Source organism: Armatimonadota bacterium (assembly GCA_023511795.1).
Taxonomy (GTDB): Bacteria; Armatimonadota; UBA5829; order DTJY01; family DTJY01; genus JAIMAU01.
On the sequence record JAIMAU010000003.1, the window covers coordinates 50,836 to 76,912 of the forward strand.

21 protein-coding genes are annotated in these 26,077 nt (G+C 46.7%); 12 read left to right on the plus strand and 9 right to left on the minus strand.

Going from position 1 to position 26,077, the window contains the following annotated elements; all coding sequences use genetic code 11:
• The first annotated feature begins 383 nt into the window (after positions 1-383).
• The 3 genes from K6T99_04545 (at position 384) to alr (ending at position 3,484) form a co-directional block, all read left to right on the plus strand.
• On the plus strand, positions 384-1,127 hold the full coding sequence (locus K6T99_04545) for a fumarylacetoacetate hydrolase family protein (GenBank protein ID MCL6519076.1): 744 nt from the start codon (positions 384-386) through the stop codon (positions 1,125-1,127).
• Positions 1,128-1,204: 77 nt separating this feature from the next.
• Positions 1,205-2,314, plus strand: coding sequence for a M20 family metallopeptidase (locus K6T99_04550; GenBank protein MCL6519077.1), 1,110 nt, complete (start codon positions 1,205-1,207; stop codon positions 2,312-2,314).
• A 33-nt stretch (positions 2,315-2,347) separates the two neighbouring features.
• Positions 2,348-3,484, plus strand: coding sequence for an alanine racemase (gene alr, locus K6T99_04555; protein MCL6519078.1), 1,137 nt, complete (start codon positions 2,348-2,350; stop codon positions 3,482-3,484).
• Here alr and K6T99_04560 read toward each other — a convergent pair.
• Together K6T99_04560 and K6T99_04565 are read right to left on the minus strand one after the other, a co-directional pair.
• Positions 3,481-4,791 (minus strand): terminase family protein, encoded by a 1,311-nt coding sequence (locus K6T99_04560; protein MCL6519079.1) that lies wholly within the window; start codon positions 4,789-4,791, stop codon positions 3,481-3,483. The genes alr and K6T99_04560 overlap by 4 nt on opposite strands.
• Before the next feature lie 55 nt (positions 4,792-4,846).
• Positions 4,847-5,239 carry a hypothetical protein gene (locus K6T99_04565; protein MCL6519080.1) on the minus strand — a complete coding sequence of 131 codons (393 nt, stop codon included), beginning with the start codon at positions 5,237-5,239 and terminating at the stop codon, positions 4,847-4,849.
• 407 nt (positions 5,240-5,646) lie between these two features.
• Here K6T99_04565 and K6T99_04570 point away from each other — a divergent pair, with 407 nt between their 5' ends.
• Together K6T99_04570 and K6T99_04575 are read left to right on the plus strand one after the other, a co-directional pair.
• Positions 5,647-5,808, plus strand: a complete 162-nt coding sequence (locus K6T99_04570) for a hypothetical protein (GenBank protein ID MCL6519081.1) — start codon at positions 5,647-5,649, stop codon at positions 5,806-5,808.
• A 58-nt stretch (positions 5,809-5,866) separates the two neighbouring features.
• Positions 5,867-8,620: an HAD-IC family P-type ATPase gene (locus K6T99_04575; GenBank protein MCL6519082.1), complete on the plus strand. Its 2,754-nt coding sequence runs from the start codon at positions 5,867-5,869 to the stop codon at positions 8,618-8,620.
• Between the two features lie 3 nt (positions 8,621-8,623).
• On the opposite strand, the gene tsaE is transcribed toward K6T99_04575, so the two are convergent.
• From tsaE to K6T99_04605, 6 genes are all read right to left on the minus strand, one after another.
• The gene (gene tsaE, locus K6T99_04580; GenBank protein ID MCL6519083.1) at positions 8,624-9,088 is read right to left on the minus strand and encodes a tRNA (adenosine(37)-N6)-threonylcarbamoyltransferase complex ATPase subunit type 1 TsaE; all 465 of its coding nucleotides are present in this window, start codon (positions 9,086-9,088) and stop codon (positions 8,624-8,626) included.
• Between the two features lie 39 nt (positions 9,089-9,127).
• Positions 9,128-10,141 (minus strand): thiamine-phosphate kinase, encoded by a 1,014-nt coding sequence (gene thiL / locus K6T99_04585; protein MCL6519084.1) that lies wholly within the window; start codon positions 10,139-10,141, stop codon positions 9,128-9,130.
• Positions 10,142-10,147: 6 nt separating this feature from the next.
• A complete protein-coding gene (locus tag K6T99_04590; protein MCL6519085.1) occupies positions 10,148-10,342 on the minus strand; it encodes a hypothetical protein in 195 nt (64 codons plus the stop codon).
• A 169-nt stretch (positions 10,343-10,511) separates the two neighbouring features.
• A complete protein-coding gene (locus K6T99_04595) occupies positions 10,512-11,228 on the minus strand; it encodes a DUF4434 domain-containing protein (protein ID MCL6519086.1) in 717 nt (238 codons plus the stop codon).
• 257 nt (positions 11,229-11,485) lie between these two features.
• Positions 11,486-13,264 carry a sodium:solute symporter family protein gene (locus K6T99_04600; GenBank protein MCL6519087.1) on the minus strand — a complete coding sequence of 593 codons (1,779 nt, stop codon included), beginning with the start codon at positions 13,262-13,264 and terminating at the stop codon, positions 11,486-11,488.
• A gap of 195 nt (positions 13,265-13,459) precedes the next feature.
• Entirely contained in the window at positions 13,460-14,920 is a 1,461-nt protein-coding gene (locus K6T99_04605; protein MCL6519088.1) for a hypothetical protein, read from the minus strand.
• A gap of 174 nt (positions 14,921-15,094) precedes the next feature.
• On the opposite strand from K6T99_04605, the gene K6T99_04610 reads away from it, so the two are divergent.
• From K6T99_04610 to K6T99_04640, 7 genes are all read left to right on the plus strand, one after another.
• Positions 15,095-15,484, plus strand: a complete 390-nt coding sequence (locus K6T99_04610; GenBank protein MCL6519089.1) for an NADH-quinone oxidoreductase subunit A — start codon at positions 15,095-15,097, stop codon at positions 15,482-15,484.
• Positions 15,475-15,981 (plus strand): NADH-quinone oxidoreductase subunit B, encoded by a 507-nt coding sequence (locus K6T99_04615; protein MCL6519090.1) that lies wholly within the window; start codon positions 15,475-15,477, stop codon positions 15,979-15,981. Before K6T99_04610 ends, K6T99_04615 begins: the two co-directional genes overlap by 10 nt.
• Positions 15,982-16,076: 95 nt before the next feature.
• The gene (locus K6T99_04620; GenBank protein MCL6519091.1) at positions 16,077-16,520 is read left to right on the plus strand and encodes an NADH-quinone oxidoreductase subunit C; all 444 of its coding nucleotides are present in this window, start codon (positions 16,077-16,079) and stop codon (positions 16,518-16,520) included.
• Between the two features lie 39 nt (positions 16,521-16,559).
• On the plus strand, positions 16,560-17,669 hold the full coding sequence (locus K6T99_04625; GenBank protein ID MCL6519092.1) for an NADH-quinone oxidoreductase subunit D: 1,110 nt from the start codon (positions 16,560-16,562) through the stop codon (positions 17,667-17,669).
• A gap of 96 nt (positions 17,670-17,765) precedes the next feature.
• A complete protein-coding gene (locus tag K6T99_04630; protein MCL6519093.1) occupies positions 17,766-18,902 on the plus strand; it encodes a TRAM domain-containing protein in 1,137 nt (378 codons plus the stop codon).
• Positions 18,868-20,046 (plus strand): 2-C-methyl-D-erythritol 4-phosphate cytidylyltransferase, encoded by a 1,179-nt coding sequence (ispD, locus tag K6T99_04635; protein ID MCL6519094.1) that lies wholly within the window; start codon positions 18,868-18,870, stop codon positions 20,044-20,046. The genes K6T99_04630 and ispD overlap by 35 nt, the downstream gene beginning before the upstream one ends.
• Positions 20,043-21,518, plus strand: a complete 1,476-nt coding sequence (locus K6T99_04640) for a hypothetical protein (GenBank protein ID MCL6519095.1) — start codon at positions 20,043-20,045, stop codon at positions 21,516-21,518. Before ispD ends, K6T99_04640 begins: the two co-directional genes overlap by 4 nt.
• 147 nt (positions 21,519-21,665) lie before the next feature.
• On the opposite strand, the gene K6T99_04645 is transcribed toward K6T99_04640, so the two are convergent.
• Positions 21,666-26,051 carry a hypothetical protein gene (locus K6T99_04645; protein ID MCL6519096.1) on the minus strand — a complete coding sequence of 1,462 codons (4,386 nt, stop codon included), beginning with the start codon at positions 26,049-26,051 and terminating at the stop codon, positions 21,666-21,668.
• Positions 26,052-26,077: the final 26 nt, after the last annotated feature.

Sequence of the window (26,077 nt, forward strand, 5' to 3'; positions counted from 1 at the left end):
CAGAATCCTTGACTTCTAGTTCGAGTGCAATCCTATGGATATCTGGCCTATGTGTTCGACAACCAGAGATGGCAATCCTTTAGGAGGAGATGAAGAATCATCGCTTGCAAAATAAATACTTTGACCTACTTTCATATAGTCCCATCTCCAATTTTTTCATCCTCTTGACCCATATTCGAAGGCAGTGGTAACATACCTCTGCAACCAACTTATTAGGAGTAATAGATATGAAAATCGCTCGCTTTGCTGCACCAGACCTTGGACCAGAAAATATTGGAATTGTACTCAACGGCGAAGTATTCAATTTCACTGGTGCCTTCCAGGCATATCAGCTTTTCGAAAAGCAAGTGTGCGAATGCCCCGTTCATTCACCAATGGAGCTAATGGAAAAAGGATTATTTTCCGTCGAGACATTCCAAAACGTTCTTGATTTCTCCAAAAAACACGGAATGATGGAGCGCTTCACCGTGAAGCAATACAAGCTTCTTGCGCCAATCAAAAGACCTTCGAAGATTATCGCCCTGGGACGAAATTATATGGCGCATGCTCTCGAAAGCGGCATGGCGATACCGACCGAACCAATTATATTCGCGAAGGCAAACTCTGCGGTAATTGGTCCAGATGAGCCGGTTATTTATAAAAAATTCCTTACTCGTGTCGACCCCGAAGGCGAGCTTGCGGTAATCATCGGCAAGGAAGGCTCAAGCATTCCCGAAAGCGAGGCAGAATCGTATATTGCTGGCTACACGATGATGAACGACGTAACAGCTCGTGATTTACAAAAGCATGATTTAAGCATTTCAAGCCCATGGCTTAGGTCGAAAGGGATTGATACCTTCTGCCCTCTCGGACCTTGGATTGTGCTTCCAGACGAGATTCACGAGCCCGTCGAGCTCGACATTGAGACTCGTGTGAATGGCGAAGTTCGTCAGAAAGACAACACACGCAGCTTGATGTTCAAGATACCATACCTTATTCACTGGATATCCCAATATCATACGCTATTCCCTGGCGACGTTATTTCAACAGGCACCCCGGAAGGGATGAAGCCAGTGCTTCCCGGAGATATTATGGAAGTCGAGATAGAAAAGATTGGAATTTTAAGGAATCCAGTAGTAAGCGAGTAGTACACGAAAAATCAGGCAGCGGAAGTTTGAGAATTTTCCACCGCACCATCTTTTGCACTCAGCTCAATTAATAAAATATGCGCATTGACGATAAGTACTTAATCAACCTGCATACTAAGCTTGTGAACATACCAAGCGTCTTTCCGAATGAAAAGGAGATCATGCTTTTTCTTGAAGATGAGCTCAAGCGTTTGGGATTTACCCCGCACCGCTTAATGGTAAAGCAAAACCGCTTTAACCTTCTAGTACGAATTGGAAATGGAAGCCCCATACTTTGCCTGAACGCTCATTCTGACACAGTTCCTCCTAGTGGGGAGTCAGTACCCAAAGCAAAGATTAAGAACGGACGCATGTATGGGCTGGGTAGTGCAGATGATAAAGCATCAATTGCCGCCATGGTTGCCGCAATTCGGGCAATCTCCGAATCGGATGTCAAACTTAACGGCACACTTGACCTGTTTATTTCCGTGGACGAAGAAGGCGATGCACAAGGCGTTCGGTCGGCAATCGAGAATGGTTATAAGTGCGATATGGTAATCACAGGCGAGCCAACCAACCTCCAAATGGTGCCAACCCATTGTGGCTTGCTTATTTTGGAGATCACCACCTATGGAAAATCCACCCATGGTTCAATCCCAATGCAGGGCGTCAATGCGATTGACCGAATGTTTGAGCTTATTTCCGGACTTCGCAAAGTAGCGATAGAATACCCATCCCATCCGCTAATTGGGCCAGGAACAATGAACTTAGGGATAATAAAAGGAGGCGACCGACCAAACCGCGTACCCAACCGATGTGAGGCGGCAGTAGACATTCGGTTAGTGCCACCAATGACCATTAAGGAACTTCTTAATCGCATAAGGCAGTACTTCGACGATTGGGAAGGGAAGGCAGTCTATAATATTGCAAAACAGGGCGAACCGCTTAACACACCGCATGATTCAAACCTTGTGCGTGCACTTGCTTCTGCGGGTGAGAAGATTCTCGGGCGTGCACCCGAGATTGTCGGCTGGCGCGGATGGACAGACGCAGAATCATTCCAAACAGGCATCGGGGTTGATGCGGTTGTATTTGGGCCAGGCGAGCTTGAACAAGCACATTCGGCAAACGAATATGTTGATCTGGAGCAGGTATGCCTTGCAGCGCGCATATACGCAGATGTCACAGCCACATTATTAGCAAAATGACTATGAAAAGTTACTTTTCATAAGGATTTTATAATGTTTCGACCTACAGTTGCCGAAATTGATTTAGAAGCAATTGCGTTTAATTTTCGACAAGTTCGAAATCTAGTTGGACCAGAAGTAAAGATATGTCCAGCTGTGAAGGCTGACGGCTATGGGCACGGTGCAATCCCCGTAAGCCAAGCAGTCCTCAACGCTGGCGCCGAAATGCTAGGAGTAGCCACACTTGAGGAAGCACTTGAACTTCGGAACGCGGGTATTAATACACCAATACTAATCCTTCAGTGCGTTCTCCCAGACGGAATTCCGGAGATTATTGCACACAATGTGAGCACAATGGTGTGCGATCTTGCATTTGCCACTGAGCTCTCAAAATGCGCTGTAGAAGCAGGCAAACGGATGAAGGTCCATATCAAAGTTGACACAGGCATGGGGCGCCTGGGCATTAGTCTAGCTGAAGCAGTGGAGTTCTCAATCCAACTCTCAGGAATGCCCGGCTTGGAAATCGAAGGAATTTTTACACACTTTCCGTCTTCTGGCGACCCAGATTTAAGTTTTTCTCATATCCAGATTGAGGAATTCCGACGGCTCACAGACGAAATTCGCAAAGCAGGCATCCATATCCCTCTTCGACATATGGCAAACAGCGCAGCAATTTTAAACTTACCCGAGTCATACCTCGACATGGTGCGGCCAGGAATAATGCTATATGGGCTTCACGACACAAAGCACCTTGTCCGCGACGTTGAGCTTCGGCAAGCGATGACCCTAAAGACCAAAATTGTTTTCCTAAAGGAGCTCCCCCCTGGTAAATCGGTGGGCTATGGCCGAACTTTTATTGCTAAGAGGCGCACTCTGGTTGCCACAATTCCCATTGGCTATGCAGATGGATACAACCGGTTGCTTTCAAACCGAGCACCAGCCCTGGTTCATGGAATAAGAGTACCAGTCATCGGAAGAGTTTGCATGGACCAAGTGATGCTTGACGTAACCGACGTCCCCGGAGTTTCGACGGGCGACGAAGTTGTCCTCTATGGACGGCAGGGAAACGAGTTTATTTCCATCGAAGAAATTGCCGACCTTCAGGGCACGATTGCAGACGAAGTCATATGCTCTGTCAGCAAGCGCGTCCCAAGGGTATACGTCCATAGGGAAAACCATCAGACTACCTAATACCACCCTTTCACTGAATCTCTTATCCGACCTGTGGTTAAAAAGTTACCACCAAACAAATATCTCGGTGCAATGCGCAGTGCAAGCGCTAGGGCGCAGACGCAGTCGTCAGTATATCCCCTCCGTGCGCTAGTTCTCACGTTCCCCGATTCCTTTAGCTCATATTCATAAAACTGGAGCTCTTGGACGAGATGTTTAATATACGGAAACCGAAGCTCATTATGGGCAAGGCGGACAGCTAAGTTATCAATCAATTCACGCTTGGTCTTATTCGTAAAGATTACGCCCTCAAGCTCTGCGTCTAGCCCATGTTCTTCCCAAAGCACATGCCCGAGGTTTTCCAAAAGCGGGTCGCCAATAGAAGACTGGTCCACAGCAATTCCTCGAACTCCAAACCGGCAAAGTATGTTTGCAATTCGCTTAACCTGCAACTTCCATTCCATGCGGTTGAAATGGTCTAGGGCAACTACGTGGAATCGGTGGTCGCCATGCCCAACGCCATCTACTGGCGATTGGTAGCCTACAGCCAACACAACCACCGCGGTGTAGTCTGAGTAACGTGCCCAATCAATACCTGCCACAAAGGCCGTCGTTTCAAAGTTGATTTGCTCAGTGCAAACAGCCTTTTGAATGTCCTCCCAGGCGAATACTGAATTTTGGTCGTCAATAAACTCTGCTTCATATTCAACTTTAAACTGCCGCTCAGTCAATATTTCTCGCTGGTTTTCTATATACTGTCTGCTGATGTATGGGTTTGCCCACGATGGGAAACGGAACGAACGATACGAATATCTGGCATTGGAAATCGGATGTTTGCAGTCAGACTCTGCTATTGTTGACTGGTGATTATTTCCTCGGATGAAAGCACGATAAAAATGATTTTTACCGAAAGGCGTTGATATCAGCGATAATTGGCCATTTCGATCGGCTAGCATTGGCCTAATAACCTCTTCGACTACTTCATCACGCACAAACGCAGCTTCATCCACCACAACGCGGTCGGCTGAATGGCCTCGGAGATTCCTTCCATCCTCATCAGCTGTCCGAGCCATGATTCTGCTGTTTCGTAGACAAATTTCAGTATAAGGTGTTCGAGTAATCTTGGTATACTTTCGGGTTTCAGAATGGGAAAGGAGAAGCCGCTCGACCGTCCGCGAAATCAGCTTGCTCTGGTCATAAGTGGGAGCAACTATCATTTGGATTGAGCCGTTGTTCGAAATAGCATATGTTGCGACATCAATTGCTGCAGCTTCGGTCTTTCCCCAACGTCTCCCACATGCCGCCACCTTTACTTGATGATTGTCCAATAACCACTCCTTTTGCGTGGGATGGGGCTTCCAACCCCAAAGCAAATCCGCAAGTTTAATCCTCTTCGCCGGAGTCATCATCCTCACCTGATTCTTTAGCCTCAATCTGCCGGAGAATTTGTTCGATTGAATCATTCTCATGGACATCCGCGTCCTTTAAAAGATTGCTTGCCTTGAGGAGGTCGATAATTGCTTTGTATTTTATTTTTTCATCTTCCGACTTGATGAGGCTTTCGAGTTCACGGGCAGCCTCTACATAACGCTCAGAAAGTAACCGAAGTGCCGTACGGCGATTTTCTTTGACATAATCGCATATGGCGTTGGCAAAATCAGGGCTCCTTTTCCACTCATCAAGCATCCTTTTGCTTATTCTCAACTTCTCGGCAATCTCCTCATCCGTCAACCTAAAAAGCAGGGGGATAGCCCTGCGCTGAATTGCAGTAAGCATATAATTACCTCTAAATAACAGGGTTTAGGAATGAATGTTCACTAATTTTCTCAGCATTCGCAAATTGGAACGTTCGCCAAAGCCTTCCCATTATTACAAGACCTCAGCATATGGGAGAATAAAAGAACAAAAAGTGAAGATTTCGTGAACCTTTAGTCAGACAGCCGATTAGCAAAAAAGCTTTATTTTTGGTGCTCAAGTTCATTTCTGCGACTGCACACAAACTAAACAGGGAATATAAATATCGATGACATCAAGCCTGGGAGGATTAAATAGTGCAAAAAGATGATTCAAAGCCACCAAAGGTTACCTCAATTGTGGTACCAAGCGCCCATGAACCCGAAATCAAGCGACCCATTACTATAACTGCCGAGTAAGAGTCAACTACATTAACCATAAGAGACTATTTGATAACTGAGCCAAAGCTTGGCGGCGGAAACATCGAAATCCCAGTTGACGGTAACAATATAATTCTCTATAATTCTCTCAGGAAGAGTCATCTCAGAGAAGAAGAGGAAGTTAATCCTCAAAATAGCCGAACGCTTCGTGGGTCAAAAGCGCTTATTTGAGAACTAGAGACTGCCTAGCAGGTTAAACATCGCCTGCAAGTTCTACATAGGATGTCTAATGAGCAAAACAGAGGATAGAACTGGGGGAATAGGAATAAAAAACTGGCACGCAATGACCGTTAGTGAGGTATTCGAACACCTAAACAGCTCTCCAGACGGTCTATCAACTGCTGAGGCACAGGCAAGGTTAGCAGAATTTGGTCAAAATGAGCTCCCTGAAGCTCCCCGGCCTTCACATTTTACAATCTTTTTAGGCCAATTTCGAAGCCCTCTAATTTACATTTTGCTTATCGCAGCCTCGTTCTCATTTATCACAAACCATCCTATTGATGGCGGAGTGATAATGGCAGTCCTACTTCTAAACGCATTTATTGGCTTTTTTCAGGAATACAGGGCTGAACGTGCACTTGAAGCTTTAAAAAAGTTGGGTGCACCTCAAGCAACCGTACTGCGCGATGAAGAAGAGATGAACATTCCCACTAGTGAACTTGTGCCTGGTGATGTGATACTTCTCACTACGGGTGAGCGCGTGCCAGCCGACGCCCGGCTTTTCGAAGCAATGAACTTTAAGGTGGACGAGTCAAACCTAACCGGCGAATCATTTGTGGTTGACAAAAGTGTTGAACCACTTCCTCCAGATACACCTTTAGCAGACCGAAGGAATATGGTTTATTTAGGAACAACAGTCGTCTATGGTCGAGGCAAAGCAATTATTACCGCCACTGGCGTAAATACCGAAATCGGCCAAATTGCTTTAAACATAGCAGCCGAGCCGAGGGAATTGACGCCAGTTCAAAAGCACCTTGCAGTTCTCGGGACACACCTCGGAATTTTGGGCATCGTCATCGCTGTAATTATCATTGCCGCCGGATTGCTTCAAGCATTTAGCCTCTATGACATATTATTTACTGGCGTTGCAGTAGCCGTGTCGTTTATTCCCGAAGGCTTGCCAGCAGTGATAACCATTGTCCTCGCCGCAGGTGTACAACGAATGGCACGACGCAACGCACTTATCCGCAAGCTCCCAGCGGTCGAGACTCTGGGGTCTGCAACCGTAATCTGTACCGACAAGACAGGCACACTAACAAAGAACGAAATGACAGTTCGTGCGGGCTATACCCCAGAGGAAGCGTTCACAGTCACTGGTGAAGGTTACGCACCAATTGGCAAGTTTCTCATTGGAGACCAAGAAATTGATAAAAATCACGTAGGGATTAGAAAACTCTTTGAGGCACTAGTATTGTGCAATGACGCACGGCTTCATCTTGAAGATAACACATGGCGCATTGTTGGCGACCCAACTGAAGGTGCACTTGTGGTTGCGGGCGAGAAGCTTGGACTTCGGAAGCATGAATTAGAAGATGAGCAAAAGAGAATTGGCGAATTACCATTTGATCCCCAAAAAAGATATATGGCTACACTCCACCTTCTGCCAAATGGACGAAAAATCGTATATATAAAGGGCGCTCCTGAAAAAATACTTGCAATGAGTGGAACCTACCTTAAAAACAATGAAGTGCTATTACTCACCTCCGACAAAGCCGCTGAATTTGCGGCTCGAAATGCCAAGATGACGGAGGAAGCTTTAAGGGTCCTTGCGGCTGCCTATAAAGAACTTCCGTCCGAACAGGAAGCAATTAGTCATTCGGATGTCGAGTCGGGCCTTGTCTTCCTTGGAGCAGTGGGCATGATGGATCCACCCAGAGAAGAAGCACCCATTGCAGTCAAGCAAGCAAGGGAAGCTGGAATTCGCGTCATAATGATAACCGGCGACCATGCAAATACTGCGCGTGCAATAGCGGAATCAACCGGCCTTCTAGACAGAGGGATGAGGGTTGTAGAGGGCACGACGTTGGATAAGATGAGCGATGAAGACCTTTCACAAGCGATCGGCCGAATTGCCGTAATTGCACGGGCAGAACCGGAGCACAAACTTCGAATTATTAAAGCATTAAAAGAGCGCGGTCATATTGTGGCTATGACAGGTGATGGCGTAAATGATGCTCCGGCGCTTAAATGTGCTGACATCGGAATAGCAATGGGAATCAGCGGCACAGACGTAGCAAAAGAAGCAGCCGACATGATACTTCTTGATGACAATTTCGCAACAATCGTATCAGCTGTCGAAGAAGGCCGTTCTATATTCGCAAATATTCGCAAAGTTGTTCAATATTTGCTCTCAACAAACACTGGCGAGGTATTCATATACCTAACTACAATTCTGTCTGGTCTTCCATTACCTTTGTTTCCGGTGCAAATTCTTTGGATCAACCTAGTCACTGATGGCTTTTGCACAGCTCCACTGTCGTTTGAACCAAAAGAACCAGGCTTGCTAAAAGAACCGCCTAGAGATCCAAGGGAGCGCATAGTTAACCGCTACGTGGTTAGCAACATAGTTTTTGTGGCACTTTTCATGCTAATTGGAACCTTCTCGCTTTACTACTGGGGGCTTGGAAACATAAGCGTATGGAAAGCGCGAACCTACGCCTTTGTAGTTATGGCGCTTTTCCAAGCATTTAATGCGTTGAACGTTCGATCGAGTCGCTACTCACTGTTCAAAATTGGCGTGCTAACTAATCCATACTTGCTGGCTGGCGCAACTGCATCTGCAGTTGCCCAGATTGCATCAGTGCATTTACCATTTTTCCAAACAATATTTCGCACGATGGCTCTGAACCTATCGGAGTGGGCACTTATGGTAGCGGTTTCTAGCAGTGTATTTGTTGTAGAAGAAGCTAGAAAGGCGTTTCTACCACACTTATTCGTGCCCCCACAAACGCGCCGCGCTCCTGGAAGTCAACGCTCCCAGTAGCAATCAAGTAGATATACGCCCAAGCACCTCTTCAGATTGGGTACCCGTGGCTATTAGGTCAAAACGGCGGGTGGAATTCTTTTCTGAGATACGTATTTCCAATCGGTCGCTTGGTAGTATGCCTGGAATCTTCTCAGCCCACTCTATAATTGTAACCCCCTCGCCGCGAAAGTAGCTCTCATAATCGAGATCTTCCATCTCCTCATGACTTTCCAAGCGGTAGAGATCGAAGTGGTATACTGGAACGCGCCCTTTGTGCTCGTGGATAAGTGTAAAAGTAGGACTGTGGACAAGATCGGTGACACCAAGACCCCGCGCAATTCCCTTAGTGAGCGTCGTCTTGCCTGCGCCAAGTTCGCCGATTAGTGCAACAACAACCCCAGGTTGTAGCGCCCGACCGATTTGTTCACCAAGCAACTCGGTCTCCTCAGAAGAGTATGTATAAAATGTTTTGGATAGACGTGTCATCAGTCAAAGGGTAATCCATAGAAATCATCAAGTTAGATGTTATCTTTTAAAGTGCTCCCACCCTGCCCACAAAGGCCTTCTTGAACCATCAGGCATGACGATCTCAACTGTTTTGTCTTCTGTGAACTCTCCAATTTCGGTTACGCGAGTTCCAGTGCCTTCCTTAATAGCCTTAATGACCTTCTTAACATCATGTGGTCTAACCGCCATGAGGAGTTCGAAGTCTTCTCCGCCGCCGGCAACGAGCTCGAGTGTATCCATTCCTAGCCTTTCTGCAGCCGACTGGAGATCACTGCTTATCGGTAGTTTGCTAGCATATACTATTGCGCCAACGCCACTTGCTTTGCACAACTTTGGAAGGTCAGCACCCAATCCATCGCTTATATCCATCATCGCCCGAATCGCGTTGGTTGCAACAGCAGCATGAGCTTCGAGCACTCGTGGAATTGGCGTCAGATGCTGGCCCACAAGCCACCCATGCAGCTGCGCAGCTTCCTCCGTACCAAACCTCAGCAAGAGTTCCAGGCCTGCCCTTGAGTTCCCAAGCCAGCCTGTTACAAGAATGCGGTCGCCAGGACTTGCACCGGACCGTCGTGCGATGAGGTTGGGCTCAATTTTACCCATCTGACATATACCAATCACCGAGTCCTGCCTTACGGAAATAGTATCTCCTCCGATAATTTTACTTTCGAATCTCTCGGCACATTCAACAAGGCCCCTGTAAATTTCATCTACGAAGCCGATGTCAGTATCGGGCTTCAATCCGAGAGATATCAGCGTCCAGGTTGGAAGTCCTCCCATAGCAGCGATATCGCTTATGTTGCTCGCCACCGATTTCCAGCCTAGTTCATATGGAGTGACTAGATCAAGGCGATAGTGAATGCCTTCAGCAAGCATGTCAGTGGTAATAATCGTAAGCATTGGACCGCCGAGGTCGAGCACAGCCGCATCATCTCCAACGCCAACAACAAGCCCTTCTGAAGATGTGGGAAGACTAAACTCCTTCATTAGATGCTCAATCAGGACTTCTTCACCGATATCTGCTAGGTTCATATCAACCTACCTTCCCGGCGTTAAATTTGACTGGCTGTCTTTTTTTGCCAAAGAAATTACGTAGTTTCTATAGTCATCATACCATTTTTTCGCCACGGGACCGAGAATAGGCCGGCAAAATTCACGATAACCCCATGTGACAATACGCTCTGAGAACTCAGCTGCAAGCATTAGCTTCTCTTTCAGACGATTTATTGGCACCGGCCTCCATGAAAGCCCTTTTGCCTCCGAATGGTGCACGCGTCCATATAATCTAATATACTCTTCTTTATTTTAACAAACGTACTCAGCAGTTTCAACGTTTCCCCAAAACCTTGCATTCGAATCACGACAGGCGTTATACATAGCCTCGAAAAAAGGCCTGCGTTGGTCATTTGTGACATAAGAAAAAATGCTCACCGCTGTCTTGAAGCATTATTACGTCAATGCCACTCTGCTTTATTAGTTTAGTCCAATATTGACGGTACTCATCAGGTTCGTTATACCTAAAATCGCCAAAAACTTTTTCACGGTCTAGAATGAAAAAGGGCGAAAGTGTAACAGGAAGATTCGCCGCCCTTTTGCAGCTTTCAGTTAGCTTAGAGTAGAAACTTTCAATCAATTCAGCGAATTTGCCCCAACACATATAAACCTCATGAGGTATGTACCATGCATAAAATGCAGGATGACCTGCAAAGCGCTCACCAAGTTGCCTAACATTTTTTGTGCAGAATTCTAGTTCGTCTTTTAAATCGGATTTCATATACCACTTCCCTGTAGAACCGGTATCCAGAATGACTTTTACCTTCCGTTTGGCACACAAGTTCATGAGTTCATCCAAAGGATTGCCCTGATGGTCGAGCGCCGAAGGTGCATTGGTAAGCCAAAGAAGGTCGAAGCCGATTCTACGTTGGTGGTCGAGTTCATCCCGCCAGCCTGATATTCCCCATTTTGCAGACTCGGCAGGATCCATCCACCAAAGCGGACCCAAAATCAATGGCGTGCACTTAAGCTTAGGCGATGCCATCAGATGTTCGCCAACCAACAATCCTGCTATTGAACCTAAGATACATCTTCCGATTGCAGAAAGTGCTTCACGACGGTTCATTTTATATGCTTTTTTTTCGAAAAACCAAGCGCAATTCCCTTTTACTTTTTACCCTAACATGCCAAAGTCAATACCCACTTTTTGCTTGGCCAAACAGCATAAACACTAAATTGGGCTAATAGCTGAACTGCGTTGTCTTTCGCCAGAAGAAATCAAAGGTTGGTTGTATAATTTCAAAGCAGACTTCTGCGGTTGCCGAGGCTTTTCCTAGCAGCCTGGGTAAAAGTCATTAATTTCTTATATTCCGAATGCCTTGACTACTCAGACCAAACGCGAAGCACGCCGCCAATAAAAAGCACACACATTCCACCAACAGCCATTGCGGTTGCCAGCGAAAAACCCCAAGATGCCGAAATAGCTCCAAAAAGAAATGCTAGGAACCCAGCGATTACCAATGATAAACCAATCTTGCCGCGGAAACTGTTTGGAATCAGTAGAAAAACATCTTTCTCGTCATCAGCACTTTTGCGAAAATACGTCCAAATTCTGACAGGCCCTTCGCTTTGCGCAGGCTTTGTTAGAAGGCTAACGATTGGCGTAACAATTAATGCCGTTCCCGAGCTAACAAAAGGAGCGATATTCCTGAGGGCGGGCTCTAGATGCTTCAATCTTTCATGCCAGCCGACCGCCCATACATCAACTTTGCCAGGGATAGCACTCATCAAAGGATATAGAATATTTTGGAAATACGTTGGAGTCACCACCAGGTATGTAAGAATGCCAGCCAAGCCACCCATAAAAAATCCCGCCATTGCCCCCTGCCAGGTTGTACGTTTCCACATCAATCCCCAAATTACTGTGACAACAAATAACGGCAGGTCCACTATTCCAACGACTGTTAGATTAGCTCTGACAGCACCGGAAACAGAATGCATGAGTAGATAATACGCTACCCAAAGCATAAGCGCTCCACAAATAAGAGAGCTAAATCTAGCTGCATATATTAACTGGCGCTGGCTTGGCTCCTTTCGCTTCATCGCTCGAAATACATCATTTGCGAATAAAGTAGCGACCGAATTGATATCCGCTGTTATGGTTGAAACCTGTGCAGCAACCAATCCACAAAGCACAAGACCAAGTATGCCCCTTCCCACCTGCGGCAGATATGTAGCCAAGAACCATGGAATCGCATGATCAGGGTTCTCTATAGGCCCGGGATGTATTTTTGCCAAAGCGACGCCTGGAAGTATCCAAAGAAAAGCAAGCGGGGTTGTTATCAGGCCCGATAGAACCATTCCTTGCGCTCCAATTCGAGGGTTCCTTGCTCCAAGTGCACGCTGCAGTATTACTTGGTCTACGGTTGCCCACTTTGTAGAAATTAAGAGTATCGCAAGTATAAACAACCAATTGAATTCGCTTGCTCCAGCAGGCACCAGTTGGACATGTACTGGCTTCCCATGGGTTTGAAGCCAATTAATCAGTGTTGGCGTACCTCCTGCCAAGTGAACAGCGATTGGGAGAGTGATTAACCCACCCAGAATAATCAGCGCAAACTGGAGGGAATCCATAATTGCAACCGCCCATGCGCCGCCAATCGCAGAATACATGATTGCAATTAGTGAGAAAACCATCAGCCAACCCCATGGGTTGTTCCAGCCGGTGATTTGAATGCCTGTTGTCGTTGCAACATAAAGAAAAATTCCAAGAAATATGCAAAGCCTAATCCCCCAAAAGGCACCAACCAATACACGCAAAAAGCGACTGTATCGGATTTCTAGAAACTCTGGAATTGAACGTACTCGCAAACGACGCATGATTGGTATGACAAAAAGCCCCGACAATACCAACGCCATATTGCCAGTCCAATTTTGCCAGATAATCGAGATGCCCCTCTGAAATGCGATTCCTCCCATGGAGATGAAGTGGAACATGCTAAGATTAGTAGCGGTTATCGTAGCCCCGAGGATGAAAGGAGTCAACTGCCGACCAGCCACAAATATGTCATCCGAGTGCCTGATAAGCTTCGAGAGCGTTAATCCCGCCAACGCAAGACCGCTGAGGAATATGCCGATAATAGCATAGTCAACCCATGTCATAATCTAAACCTTGTGATAAAAGTTCACTTCTTCGTCTCAGCGCTCTTCCTTGAGTCGTTTAGCGATCTGTCTGAATTCACTTATGGGTACAGCAATCCAGATGCACAAAATCAGAAAACCGCATCCTTCAATCGCCCACAGCATCCAATCCATAGATAGCTCCTTAATACTAGCAATAAAATATGATTATACCTTTCAATCCGTTCTCACAAATTCAAATGGCGCCTGGCGAGTATATACGCCGGGTATTGCTTGCCCTCCATGGTACACCGCCATACCCAAGTAGTTTCCAAACACCTCATGGAGCACATTTCCAACATGTCCACGAGTAACCGCTACATGATGTGTAAAATGATCGAGTAGAATGTCGCGATAGATATGCTGGAGCCGCGGAATCCTACACCACGCCCCGGCACCAAAAGTCGCCGCTGGTCCCTCGAAGAATCCCTGTGCGATAAATGCTTTCCAACCCTCTCCTGGAAGTCCCTGTGCTACTCGGCACAAGGTTACTGACCCTGGCCTCACTCGAAGCTCTAGCACACCGGTTGATATCTCTGGACCTATGTGCTTGCTCATGATTCCCTGCACGTTCATTTTTGGCTTTTCTTTGGCAAAAGAGGGTGGAAAAACGCCACAATGCCAAAGATTCACCAATTCCTGATCGCTGTTGTGTAAATTGTTCCAGTCGAGCAATGCTGCTGATGAATTTGATGCAAGCGTAAGTGCATACATCGAGAGTGCGCCGAGCACATCTGCCTCGCACGCAACTGGTACGCCAGCATCTCCTATCCGCCCAAGCACTCCACACGCGACTATGCCGTAGTTAAGCTGGAGCGAATTCCAACATTGGACTGCCACTGCATTCATATCGAACTGGACAATCATATCTTCAAGAGCTCGTTCAAACTTCGCAATCTTTAGAAGTATATCAGGCGAAATGAGCGATGTATCTATCTTTGCCTGGATGTCTTGCATCTTTGCCTGCACTCCAGGCTCGTTGTCATTAAGCCGATTCGCCGCACCCAGGAGCTCCGATAGATCCTTCAGAACGACTGTAACACCTATCTGTTGAAGCATTTTCTCATCATAGCGGCAGGTCCAGAACGCCTCTGGGCGCGGTCCTATTTGACCAATGCGTGCTCCGCGCATTCCCTTTATTACTCTGCAGATACGTATAAAATGGTCAAGCTCCGTAAGAAAACCGTCCTCACCGGGATAACAAATCGGAGTTTGAGCAATGGTGTATTTTATGCCTGCTTGGCGTAGTGCCTCGGCTATTGAGAGAAGTCCGCAGAAGGCATCGCGTCTTGGAAGATTGGGGCGAAGAACTTCTTCCTCATGACAGCCAAAGATCATTACTGGAACGACTTTGCCGGAGCCCTCGACCGCTGTGACACATGCTTGTTCATCGCCGAAATTCATTGCGCCGATGATTATACCGTCAACTCCAGCTGAGCGGAAAAGTTCGCCACACTTGCGCCCTTCGTCTCGATTCTTGACGCACCCAGCCTCCGTCACATTCTTGTCAGGGACAACTACCTCAACACCAAGCCTTCCAAACGCATTGAGAGTCTGGTCCCGCATTTTCAGCGCCAGCTCGGTTGAAAAATAACGCCTGTTTGCGGGAACAAAGCCAATCTTTACAGGCATGCTCATTTTCGCGCTTCTCCTTATCGTTTAATTGCAAATACAATACCAAATAAGAGAGTTTTGGTCAAGTAAGATTCCAATAAGAGGAAATGATAGTCTCTAGCATACATTTTTCGGATATGATATAATACTTGGAATCATGTTTTCTTTGTGTGTTCTATTGCTTTTGGGGCTAAACCGATGCAAAACAATTACGCATATATTGGGCTATTGGTAATAATTGGAGTTGCGTTCTGCGTTATAGCCATGTGGCTCTCATGGGCGCTGAGGCCTACGCACAAGTCTGTGGGCTCAAAAAGAGAAACATATGAGTGCGGTGAGGTTCCTTTTGGTGATGCATGGAAGCAATTTCGCATCGGCTACTACATATTCGCACTGGTATTTGTCATCTTTGACGTCGAAGCCGTATTTATTTTCCCTTGGGCTGCAGTTTTAAAGAGCCTAAAGGCCATGCAATTCGGACACATAAACATGGCTGTATTTGCATTTATTGAAATGATGATTTTCATTGCAATCCTGTTAATCGGGCTCATATATGCGTGGTGGAAGGGAGTTCTGCGGTGGGAATAGCTGAGAAGCTACCAGAGGGAAACATAATTACTACTTCATTGGATACAGTATTAAATTGGGCACGCACATCTTCCCTTTGGTACATGCTCTTTGGCCTCGCATGCTGTGCAATTGAACTGATGGCAACTGGAGCAGCCAGGTTTGATTTCGACAGATTTGGCATGATGTTCCGAGCATCGCCAAGACAGAGCGACCTAATGATTGTCGCCGGTACAGTCACAAAAAAAATGGCACCCAGAATACGCCGCCTATGGGAGCAGATGGCAGAACCAAGATATGTGATTGCGATGGGAGGATGTGCAATATCAGGCGGACCTTTCTACGATTCGTATAGTGTCGTGAAGGGTGTTGACGAAGTTATACCGGTTGATGTTTATCTTCCCGGCTGTCCGCCGAGACCAGAGGCGCTCCTCCACGCATGCATAAAACTCCGCGAGAAAATCCGTAAGGAGACTATCGCAACAAAAAAACATAATGTGGAAGCAATAAAGCAATAGAAAGAAAATCACTTAAAAAGTAGTTGTTAGCAATTGCTAGCAGGTTTTGAGAAATCTGCTACTTTCACTTTATTACTGAACTTGTCGAAAAAAAAATGACCTTGGAAACTATAAAAAACATAATTGAAGAACGCTTCCCCAACTCAAGCGAAGCATTCGAGGAAGTCTCCGGCAAACCAACGCTCACAGTCAAAGCCAGCGATATTGTAAAGGTATGCCGATTCCTAAAAGAAAATCCAGACCTCTGCTTTGACTATCTGATGTCGCTCACGGCTGTCGAGTGGCCCGACCGATTTGACATCGTTTACCATCTCTACTCAATCGAAAAGAAGCACTTCCTAACTTTAAAAATTAAAACTGACAAGGAGAACTGCGAAGTGCCATCGATTACGTCGGTTTGGAATGCAGCTAATTGGCAGGAACGAGAGGTCTTCGACATGTTTGGCATTCGATTTGACGGACACCCAAACCTCAAGAGAATACTTCTCGAACCCACTTGGGAGGGCTTCCCACTGAGAAAGGATTATGTAGAACAATAAACAAAGAGTAATTCAAGTATGAAGAAGATGGTCTAGAATATGCCTACAAACACACTAAAAACTGAAGAAATTCAAATAAGTATGGGCCCCCAGCACCCTAGTACACATGGGGTGCTCAGGGTAGTGCTTACGCTGGATGGAGAGATAGTTGTTGACGCCCAACCAGATATAGGCTATCTCCACAGGGGCATCGAAAAATTAGCCGAAAAGCGTTCATACCTTCAATTTGTCACCCTTACCGACCGAACGGACTACCTCTCCTCAATGCTGAACAATGAAGTCTATGCCTTAGCAGTCGAAAAGCTCATGGGCATCGAAGTCCCTGAACGTGCTGAGTTTATCCGAGTTATTATGATGGAGCTAAATCGCATTGCTAGCCATCTTGTATTTGTAGGAGCTTTTGGACTTGATCTCGGAGCCAGCACACCGTTCATTTATGCCTTCCGCGAGAGAGAAGATATCGTTGACCTGTTCGAGATGGCCTGTGGAGCACGCTTAACCTACAACTACATCCGACCTGGAGGCGTGGCGCGTGACCTGCCGGCTGGTTTTGACAAAAAATGTAGGGCTTTCTTAAAAAAGATGCCTGCCCGGATGGACGAGATAGACGATCTCTTCAGCAAGAATGAAATAGTTTTAATTAGGACACGCGGAGTCGGCTGTATCTCAGCCGAAGATGCTGTTAATTATGGAATGAGCGGACCAAATTTGCGCGGTTCAGGCGTGCCATTCGACGTCAGAAAGGATGACCCATATTCAGTATATGGTCGTTTGGACTTCAAAGTAGTAACGCAAACTTCGGGAGACTGTCTAGGAAGATATCTAGTTCGAACTGGCGAAATTAGGGAAAGCCTGAAAATCGTTGAACAGGCACTCGACATGCTCCCTGAAGGCGAGTATACTGCCAAAGTACCCAGGGTGCTAAAACCTCCTGCAGGAGAAGTCTACACCCATATCGAATCATCAAGAGGAGATCTTGGTGTATACCTGATTAGCGATGGTTCTACTAACCCATATCGTCTCCATTGGCGAGCACCATCGTTTATTAATTTGGCAGCCCTTAGAGAAATGATGAAAGGCTGGAAAGTAGCTGACACTGTTGCAATCATTGGCAGTCTTGACATAGTCCTAGGTGAAGTTGACAGATAAGGGGGTGAAAACTTGTCAGCAAGGCCATTTTGGATTCTTCTTGCAATAGCCGCAATCATACTTGTCCTCTGGTTAGTAATTAAGCCTATAGCTGACATGCGCATTACCGACGACCTGTTGGGAATGCACCAGCCTGGTCTAGGCCGTGCAGAGATTAACCAAATGACGTTCGTACAGCGCTGGCTCCAGTGGTACGCATTCCATCAGGTTAGAGCCATAATAATCACCACAGCCCTTGTACTAATGGGAATTTTTGGTGGAATCCTCATAGCTTCGGTGGTTTTCCGCAATCTAGTCAGCTTTAGCAAGAAATTCGAGCACATGGACGGCATCGATAAGATTGCATTATTCCTAGGGCTCTCCATTGGCTTATTACTAAGCATCGTATTCGTGCCATTCATATCCAGCCGAGCAGGTGATGCTTATTGGTTCCTAGCTATAGTCGTCTTTGTCGCACTGATGTACATTTCGGTATGGACAACCATGAGTATCAAAGACGAGCTTAGGCATTACTTTCCTGGGCTGGCGCGAGTCAGCGAACTAGGCACCAAGGAATATCAGAAGCCAAAAGTTCTCGACACGAACGTCATAATTGACGGTCGAATTGCAGATATTTGCCGCACAGGATTTCTTGAGGGGACAATTTACGTCCCGAACTTTGTATTAGAGGAGCTAAGGCATATCGCCGATTCGGAAGACTTCCTTAGGCGAGCTAGGGGCCGCCGAGGCTTAGACATTCTCAACCAAATGCAAAAAGAGCTGAACTTGATTGTAAAAAGCTTTGAGACAGTTGACCCAACAGATGCTGAAGAGGTTGACGAAAAACTGGTAAAAGTCGCAAAAGACATCGGCGGTTGTATTGTCACCAACGACTTTAACCTAAACAAGGTGGCAGAACTTCATGGTGTCACCGTCCTCAATGTAAATGAATTAGCTAATTCGCTCAAGCCGGTAGTGCTTCCAGGTGAGGAACTAACGGTTTCTATAATCAAAGAGGGCAAGGAGTCTAATCAGGGAATCGCTTATCTAGACGATGGTACAATGATTGTTGTGGAGGGCGGAAAAAAACACATCGGCGAGACCATCGACGTAGTTGTCACTAGCGTTCTACAGACTGTAGCGGGAAAAATGATTTTTGCAAACCTCAAAGCCGTTCAGGAAGAAGAGGATGAGTTGATTGAGCGCAATATCCGCAATTATTCCAGCATCCGGCCTCGGAAGAAGATTAAGTAGGGGGATAAGCAAAGCTTTCGTCCCCCTACTAGGTAAACCACTCATTGTCTTTACACTCCGTCCTTTTGAACTATCCCCTTCTATTGGTGAGATTGTACTTGTTGTCGGAGAAGACGACGTTCCTCATGCAAAGCAAATTCTGAAAGACTATGACATCAAGAAAGTTAAACAAGTAGTTGCGGGCGGGAAAGAGCGGCAAGATTCTGTCCGCAATGGCCTTAGCTCAATCTCCTCTGATGCGGAAATTATAGTTATCCATGACGGAGCACGTCCCTTAGTAAACTCTAAGATTATCGAAGATTCAATTAAAGCTGCAAAGGACTATGGCGCCGCGGTGGCAGCAGTACCCGTCACGGATACAATTAAAACCTCCACTAACGGACTATTGGTTGAATCCACGCTAGACCGCAACAAGCTTTACGCAGTTCAAACCCCTCAAACTTTCAAGCGAGAGGTAATTACTGCCGCTTACGAGCGCGCATATGCCGATGGATTCTACGGTACGGACGATGCCTCCCTGGTTGAGCGCATCGGCATCCCAGTCGTCCTTGTCGCTGGCTCGCACGAAAACATAAAGGTCACTACACCAACAGATCTCATAATTGCGGAGGCAATCTTGAGTAAGAGAGTTCCATATTGTTTTCAAACCAAAGTTGGCTATGGATACGACGTCCACCAATTAAAAAAAGGTAGAAGGCTATACTTAGGTGGTATCGAGTTTGAGAGTGAGGAAGGACTGATTGGTCACTCGGACGCAGATGTAATGCTGCACGCAGTAATGGATGCCGTTCTCGGAGCTGCTGGCCTTGGGGACATTGGAAAATTATTTCCAAATACCGACCCAAAGTACAAAGACATCCGAAGCACAAAATTATTGGCAGAGGTCGGCAAGTTGATTGCAAGTGAAGGCTGGGCGGTAGGAAATGTTGATGTGATGCTACTAGCCGAGCGCCCCAAAATTTCGGCTCGAATTGCCGAAATGCGCGCAGAAATCGCGAAAGGACTTGGAATCAGTCGTGACCAAGTGAACATAAAAGCCTCGACATCCGAGGGGCTCGGTTTTGTCGGCAGAGGTGAGGGCATAGCCTGCCATGCGGTGGCGACAGTATATCCATCCACAAATCATGGAGGAATTCAAAAGTGAGAAAATACTTACCAACAATTACTCGTCTTCCAAAGGGAGAGATTTCTCACCGCCAATTATTTTTTCCCGAAAAGCTCCTTGCCAGCGCATTTGGGGTACGGCATGTCTACGCACCGGTAAAGAAGGTAGAATGCCAGATTGAAAGCCCTGGACCGAATTTCGAAAACATAATGCTGTGCGACCCACTCCCTATGGAAGATGGCACATATCGGGCTTATGGTACGGCTAATATTATAGGACAATCGGGGATGCGCATCGGCATCTGGGAATCGTCCAATGCCTTCCACTGGACGCCAAAACTCCTAGGCCAGGTAGAGATTGACGGACATGACACTAACCTTATCTCCTTCGAAGGCATCCACGACCAAACATTCCTCACGCACCCAAAAGTTCTACAGCTACCAGATGGGCGATGGCGTATGTACTTTTGGAAGCATCGAGAAGGGCATCTGCGCTACCTAATCGCTGAAAGTGAAGACGGCTTACGCTGGTGCGTGCCAAATGTTGAGAAGCCAGCCCTATACCATCCGCATGACGGCGGCCTATGGAAGCTAGCTGAAGGACTAAGCCCTGAAAAGATGATAGAAATTCCGCTCTCACAAAGCGAGGTTCTGGCGCGCAAACGCCTTTGGACAAACGACTCGACGCATGTTTATTTCAACGACCAGCTTGGCCGCTTTGAGTGTTATTCTGTCTGGCTTCATCCAGCAATACCAGACCGACGGGTAGACGTGGACAACGCGCCGGGAATCCACCGTCTTATCCACCGACGCCTAAGCGAAGATGGCATAAATTGGAGTAACCCTGAGCTCATTCTAATGCCCGACGACCGCGACCCATGGGATCTGCAATTCTATTTTTTAGCCGTCCAGTGGCATGAAGACATTATGATAGGCATGCTAGGTTATTATCGCGTTGAAGACGGGCAGCAAACGATGGACACTGACCTTTGTTTTTCGCACGACGGAAGCTATTGGGAGCGCCCCGTCCGCGGAGGTTGGATTCCTCGTTCGGAAGAAGGCTCAGGAGCAATGGATACAAAGGGCATTTATGCCGCAAACTCTTGGGTAGACCTGGGCAACCAATGGTTGGTGCTCTATTTTGGAACACCCGACCCGCACAATGCAAAGACTCACAGAGTTAAGACTATGGGGTCTTGCTTTGCAAAAAACCGTTTTGTTGGCTTAAGTGCTGGACGCACGCTAGGTGGGTTCATTACCGACCCATTTTTCCCTTCCCGCGAAGAAATAGGCGTTGATGCAAACATCCGGGGCTGGTTGAAAGCTGAATTATGCGACGCTTTTGGCAGAAAGCTTCCTGGCTTTCACCTAAATGACTCGATACCAGTCCAAGGAGACTGCGAAGAACACATTCTTAGGTGGAAAAATGCATCAATTGCCGTCCATCGCTACGAATGCGTCCGCCTTAGGTTCGAGTTTGTGGACGGCGAGATCTATGGTGTTAATTTCTGAGATTGGCGACCACTCATATTCAGCGGCAACTTAAATAAATCCGCAACCAAGGCTTTAACTATCTCCAGCAAAGCAAATAAGAGGCAATTGCGGATTTATTCTTCACACCAAATCTATTAGGCGGTCCAAACAACTTTATACGAGCAGCTAGTTTATTTCAACCTCTAACTTTGTTGACGCCGCATTACCAGCTTGGTCGATTGACTTAATCTCAACAGTGTGCTTTCCTTTGTCAAGAGGCTGTGTCACTACTACGAAAGTTTCGAATTGCGTATCGAATATGCCATCAGAAGCAGCCGCCGCTATCCAATCTCCAGAGTCAACCTTAAATTGGACACCAGCGATCCCCACTACGTCGTGGAACGTCACACCCTCTACCCTCACAGACCTGTCCGCCAAGATGGTGAGAGTCTTTTTAAACGCATAAACTTTCGGAGCTTTGTTCGTTACTACGAACGGCTCAGAAATCGCTTCGATAGTAAGAGGATCTATAGGATTACTTGTTCTGTCTGAAGCTACAATTTTGATTAGATATGTTCCATCAGAATATTTCGAAGTATCCCATGTAAAGCTTGTTTGCTTGGTTGAAGAAGTATCGGTCTTGACCTCTGCCTTGCTGTCCTCTTCTCTTGAATCTGCATTTTCTTTAACCTGCTTGCTTGCCTCGGCTATAATTGATGGCGCTTGTTCCATTATCTTGTCTTTTACATCTTGTGGGATTTCGGGATGCTTTTCAAGCTCGGCAGCCATCTCCGCAATCATTTTCTCAGGGTCATCGTTTTTTATGCTAATCGGCGCAGTTGCCTTTCGATTGAGCTCCTTTTTCTCGGACGACTGCTCTGTCGGCGAGTTGTTATTCGTTTCTAGTGCAGACTTAACTTTATCGCTCAACTTCTGCCAAGTCGCACCATTATCGGTAGAACAAAAAAGCTCATAAGTTAGAGTATCGTTATCTGGGTCAACACCCGTCCACTTGATTGTCTTTCTCTTTGACCATTTTTCTCCTCCCTTAGGCGAGACAAACGTAACCTTTGGGCTTTGATTCTTAGGGAGAAAAACGATTTCAACATCCCTCAGCTTGGGGCTAATTGAGGCATCTTCGGTAGCAAGCGTTGCTATATACTGAATATATCTTCCTGGTGGACTGGCAATCTTTGAACCAGATGATAGGTAGGGAGATGACCACTCACTCCATGTGGAATCAGGTTCGGCCACCCACCCTGTGCGTGTTCGTAGTGTAACAGATGAACCCTTGGGAATCTCCGCAGTCCAAGTAATCACACCCCATGAGGAAGCCTGCCCACAATCGTGCACTGGCGATTCATATGTACCTTCGGTTGTCTTGCCTACATCTGCCCGGTAAATCGACCCTATATTTCCAGTGCCTGCAAATAAAGTACCATTTGAGACCGCAAGAGATAGAAATTGCACATCATGCTCGTTGCTTAAGGTGCAGACTGTTTCATCCGGAAATATCTTGAAGACGTTAGACGCATTGAGCGCATAAACATTCCCAGAAGCTTCGGCAACAAGGCCATATATTCCCGTCCCTGCTTTGTCGTAAAGTACTTTTGAAGGTGCGTTTGGCTCTAGCTTGTAAATGACACCTTTCGGCGATGTTCCCGCAAAAACCACACCACTCTCATTAACGGTAAGCGCCGTCACAGATTCTTCGGCAGCATCATAAAATACACTAACCTTGCCGGCTGGCGTAATTTTGTAAATTATCCCATTGAGACCAGTGCCAACGTAAACATTGTCGTTTCTGTCTACAGCAAGCGAAAGAGCATGGAATTCTGAAGTATCGAGCAGGACTTCTACCTTTGAGTCAGGCGATATTCGGTAAACCTTGCATTTATCACCAGTCGCTACATAAATGTTGCCTTTGCCATCGAGTGAAAGAGCCGATATATATTTTTCGTCAGCGTCGAAAAGCACGGTAGCCTTGCCATCGGCGGCAATTTTCAGAACCTTCCCATTTGGGGAAGTTCCAGCATAGACATTCCCAGCGGAATCCAACGCCAAGCTGTGGATTGCCAACTCATCGGAGTCATAATAAACAGACGCCGTTCCATCTGCAGCTACTTTATATATGATGCCGTTGTTACCCGTACCTGCAAAAATGTTTCCATTGCCGTCCGGAAGAAGGGACCATACGAAAGTCTCACTTGACTCAAAAAACGGGTTAATGGAACTTGCCAATACTAGAAGGTCGCCAGAAGTTGCGGCAGTGTTTACAAAGGTGCCTAGCATAAAATCGCTACGCGTGGTTTGCTTCCAAACTGATGCCGCTCTGCCCACCGGCTTCTCTTCAGTAGATGTTGTAGAAGTAGTAGGAGAAGCAGTCCCCTTAGAAGATTCTAGCTTGCTCCCCCGCATCTCGGTTTGTTTATCTGTTTTCTGGGGCTCAGACTTGGTGGAAGGCTCAGTCGTCGAGGACAGAACCCTAGTTTGAATATCACCATACGACGGTATGCCAAATTCCGAATAATTTATCTCCGACGGTTTGCCTTCACTACGCCCCGGAGCCGAACCTTCATCCTGCCCTTCCTCGCCTGCTTGAGAGCTAGGTGGCTGTGCACTTTCAGGGCCCTTTAGCGCCGTGGACTTCTTCTCGCTCTTTTCCACCTTCTGTACGGAGATTGAAAGCATTTGCATACCCTGAATGATCCAATCGGTTGAAACAACGGTTTTGATTTCGTCGCGCTCTGTGGCGAGGGCACTGGATTTTGAAGATCTCATTGCATCGGCGATGGAGGGTGGAAGCCCAGAGAGCTTCTCTCCACCAATGCTTGGCACAAGCTTTGGAAGCGTGATCTTCGCCACCAATTCGTTGTTCTTTTCACGCTCCAGAAATTTCCTAACCATTTGCTGGAGGTTTTCAAATGCAGGCTTAGAAGGCGAAATAACCGACTGCCCACCAATAATCAAAGACCCCTGCCCGCCTTCCTCAGAGACAGCTATCGCCGTGCCAGCGCTGGCGCCGCCTCGGATTTGTATTTGGTAATTTCCCGACGGCATATTCTTCGGAAGCTCTAGCTTGATGGTTTTCGTCTGTTTTTCGCCTTTGAAAGGCTTAAGCACAACGCCAATCTCAACTGTATCGCCTGGCTTGTACTTGGCCTCCTTTAGGAATACGCGATCGATTTTAGCCGTGGGATGCTTCGGTGTTATGTCTGCCCATAATTCTACTTTCTGAACTGCTACCGGATAGAAGGGGTTAAAGCGAAGCATGCTCAAAATTTGTATAAGTTCATTTACTGATTCCATGTCTATCGAGACGGGATCGAAAAAGACATTTTCCCGTGTGATTGTACCTAATTCTTCTGCGGTTACCTGAAGTTTCACATTTGCAGTAGCATCGCCTGGGCTGCCCCTTAATTCAAAAATTGCCTCTGCGGTTGCTGCCACAATGAAATTCATTGCAAGCAACGGATGATTGATTACTTCGACATGAAAATCCCTCTTTCGGTTGGTTGCCTTGTCAGTGACGTGAACAATTACTGGGATGGTTTCTGCTTTTCTACCAATCTCACCAGCAATAGCCCAGGGTCTATCCTGAAAAACGCATCCAATCGTCTTAACCGGAGCCGCAATCTTACTCGAGACCATAATACTTGGAAATATATCATACACATATGCGGTAGTGAGCGGAGCAGCCATTGGGCCAATGCCGTTCATCAAGCCATCTGAGAACATTGGATGTCCGAAGGCAACTATTTTATTTCCTCGGCGATAAGTCACCGTTCCAATCCCCGTGGCATCAAGATCACCAGTAACGAAAGAAACTCCGACAGCAGCACCTGGCTGGATGTCTATATTTAGATTTGCTTTGTCAACTGCTCTGCCTGGCCCGGCGATTGGAATCACATTGAATGGCTTGAGACTTTCGCTAAGCCAAGCCATAATTCTAGGCGACATGCTACTAACCAATATATGCGTGGCAAGCGGACGCATGTACAGAACGCCTGGCTCTGGTGCCAATTGCGTGCCAGCGTAGTCAATGCTTATTTTCGAATAGGACTTCCCATTTAGAGTAATTGGCCGCTGTAGACCTGTGGTACTAAATGGAAAGAATGTGGACGGCTTGCTTGGCAATTTGGGGTCCCACGCTTCTAGCATATACTGAATTGGCGTTACCATGGCAATGGGCTCTTTTCCAAAAGCCTCGCCGTAAGCCAACGCACCAGCAATTTTGCCGTTCAGATAAATGGGGCTTCCGCTCATTCCCTGGATTAAGTTCGCACCTCGAGCCGTAATCGGCCCGCCTGTCATCTTAACCAAAATTAGGTCGGTGCCGAAGTTCACCCTTTTCATTATGCCAAGAACTTCAACCTGAAAGGTCTCGATTTTAGTACCTCGGAAGACCGTCTTACCATAACCCTTCATACCCGGCTTAATTTCGTCGACGAGTATTATGTTTTTTGCATCAGCCGGGTCAATAGGAGATATTAAATTATTTGCCGCATTGGCATAAAAACCAACAAACAAAGCAAATAAAATGGGGAGAATCCAGAGCCCTTTGAGAGACATGCGCCGAATCCCTTTCATTAAAAGAA

Coding starts and splice junctions, on each gene's coding strand:
- K6T99_04600 (MCL6519087.1), bottom strand. CDS start 13,264: ATGACATGGGTTGACTATGCTATTATCGGCATATTCCTCAGCGGTCTT.
- K6T99_04575 (MCL6519082.1), top strand. CDS start 5,867: ATGAGCAAAACAGAGGATAGAACTGGGGGAATAGGAATAAAAAACTGG.
- alr (MCL6519078.1), top strand. CDS start 2,348: ATGTTTCGACCTACAGTTGCCGAAATTGATTTAGAAGCAATTGCGTTT.
- tsaE (MCL6519083.1), bottom strand. CDS start 9,088: ATGACACGTCTATCCAAAACATTTTATACATACTCTTCTGAGGAGACC.
- K6T99_04550 (MCL6519077.1), top strand. CDS start 1,205: ATGCGCATTGACGATAAGTACTTAATCAACCTGCATACTAAGCTTGTG.
- K6T99_04645 (MCL6519096.1), bottom strand. CDS start 26,051: ATGTCTCTCAAAGGGCTCTGGATTCTCCCCATTTTATTTGCTTTGTTT.
- K6T99_04595 (MCL6519086.1), bottom strand. CDS start 11,228: ATGAACCGTCGTGAAGCACTTTCTGCAATCGGAAGATGTATCTTAGGT.
- K6T99_04620 (MCL6519091.1), top strand. CDS start 16,077: ATGACCTTGGAAACTATAAAAAACATAATTGAAGAACGCTTCCCCAAC.
- K6T99_04565 (MCL6519080.1), bottom strand. CDS start 5,239: ATGCTTACTGCAATTCAGCGCAGGGCTATCCCCCTGCTTTTTAGGTTG.
- thiL (MCL6519084.1), bottom strand. CDS start 10,141: ATGAACCTAGCAGATATCGGTGAAGAAGTCCTGATTGAGCATCTAATG.
- K6T99_04625 (MCL6519092.1), top strand. CDS start 16,560: ATGCCTACAAACACACTAAAAACTGAAGAAATTCAAATAAGTATGGGC.
- K6T99_04545 (MCL6519076.1), top strand. CDS start 384: ATGGAAAAAGGATTATTTTCCGTCGAGACATTCCAAAACGTTCTTGAT.
- K6T99_04605 (MCL6519088.1), bottom strand. CDS start 14,920: ATGAGCATGCCTGTAAAGATTGGCTTTGTTCCCGCAAACAGGCGTTAT.
- K6T99_04630 (MCL6519093.1), top strand. CDS start 17,766: ATGCGCATTACCGACGACCTGTTGGGAATGCACCAGCCTGGTCTAGGC.
- K6T99_04610 (MCL6519089.1), top strand. CDS start 15,095: ATGCAAAACAATTACGCATATATTGGGCTATTGGTAATAATTGGAGTT.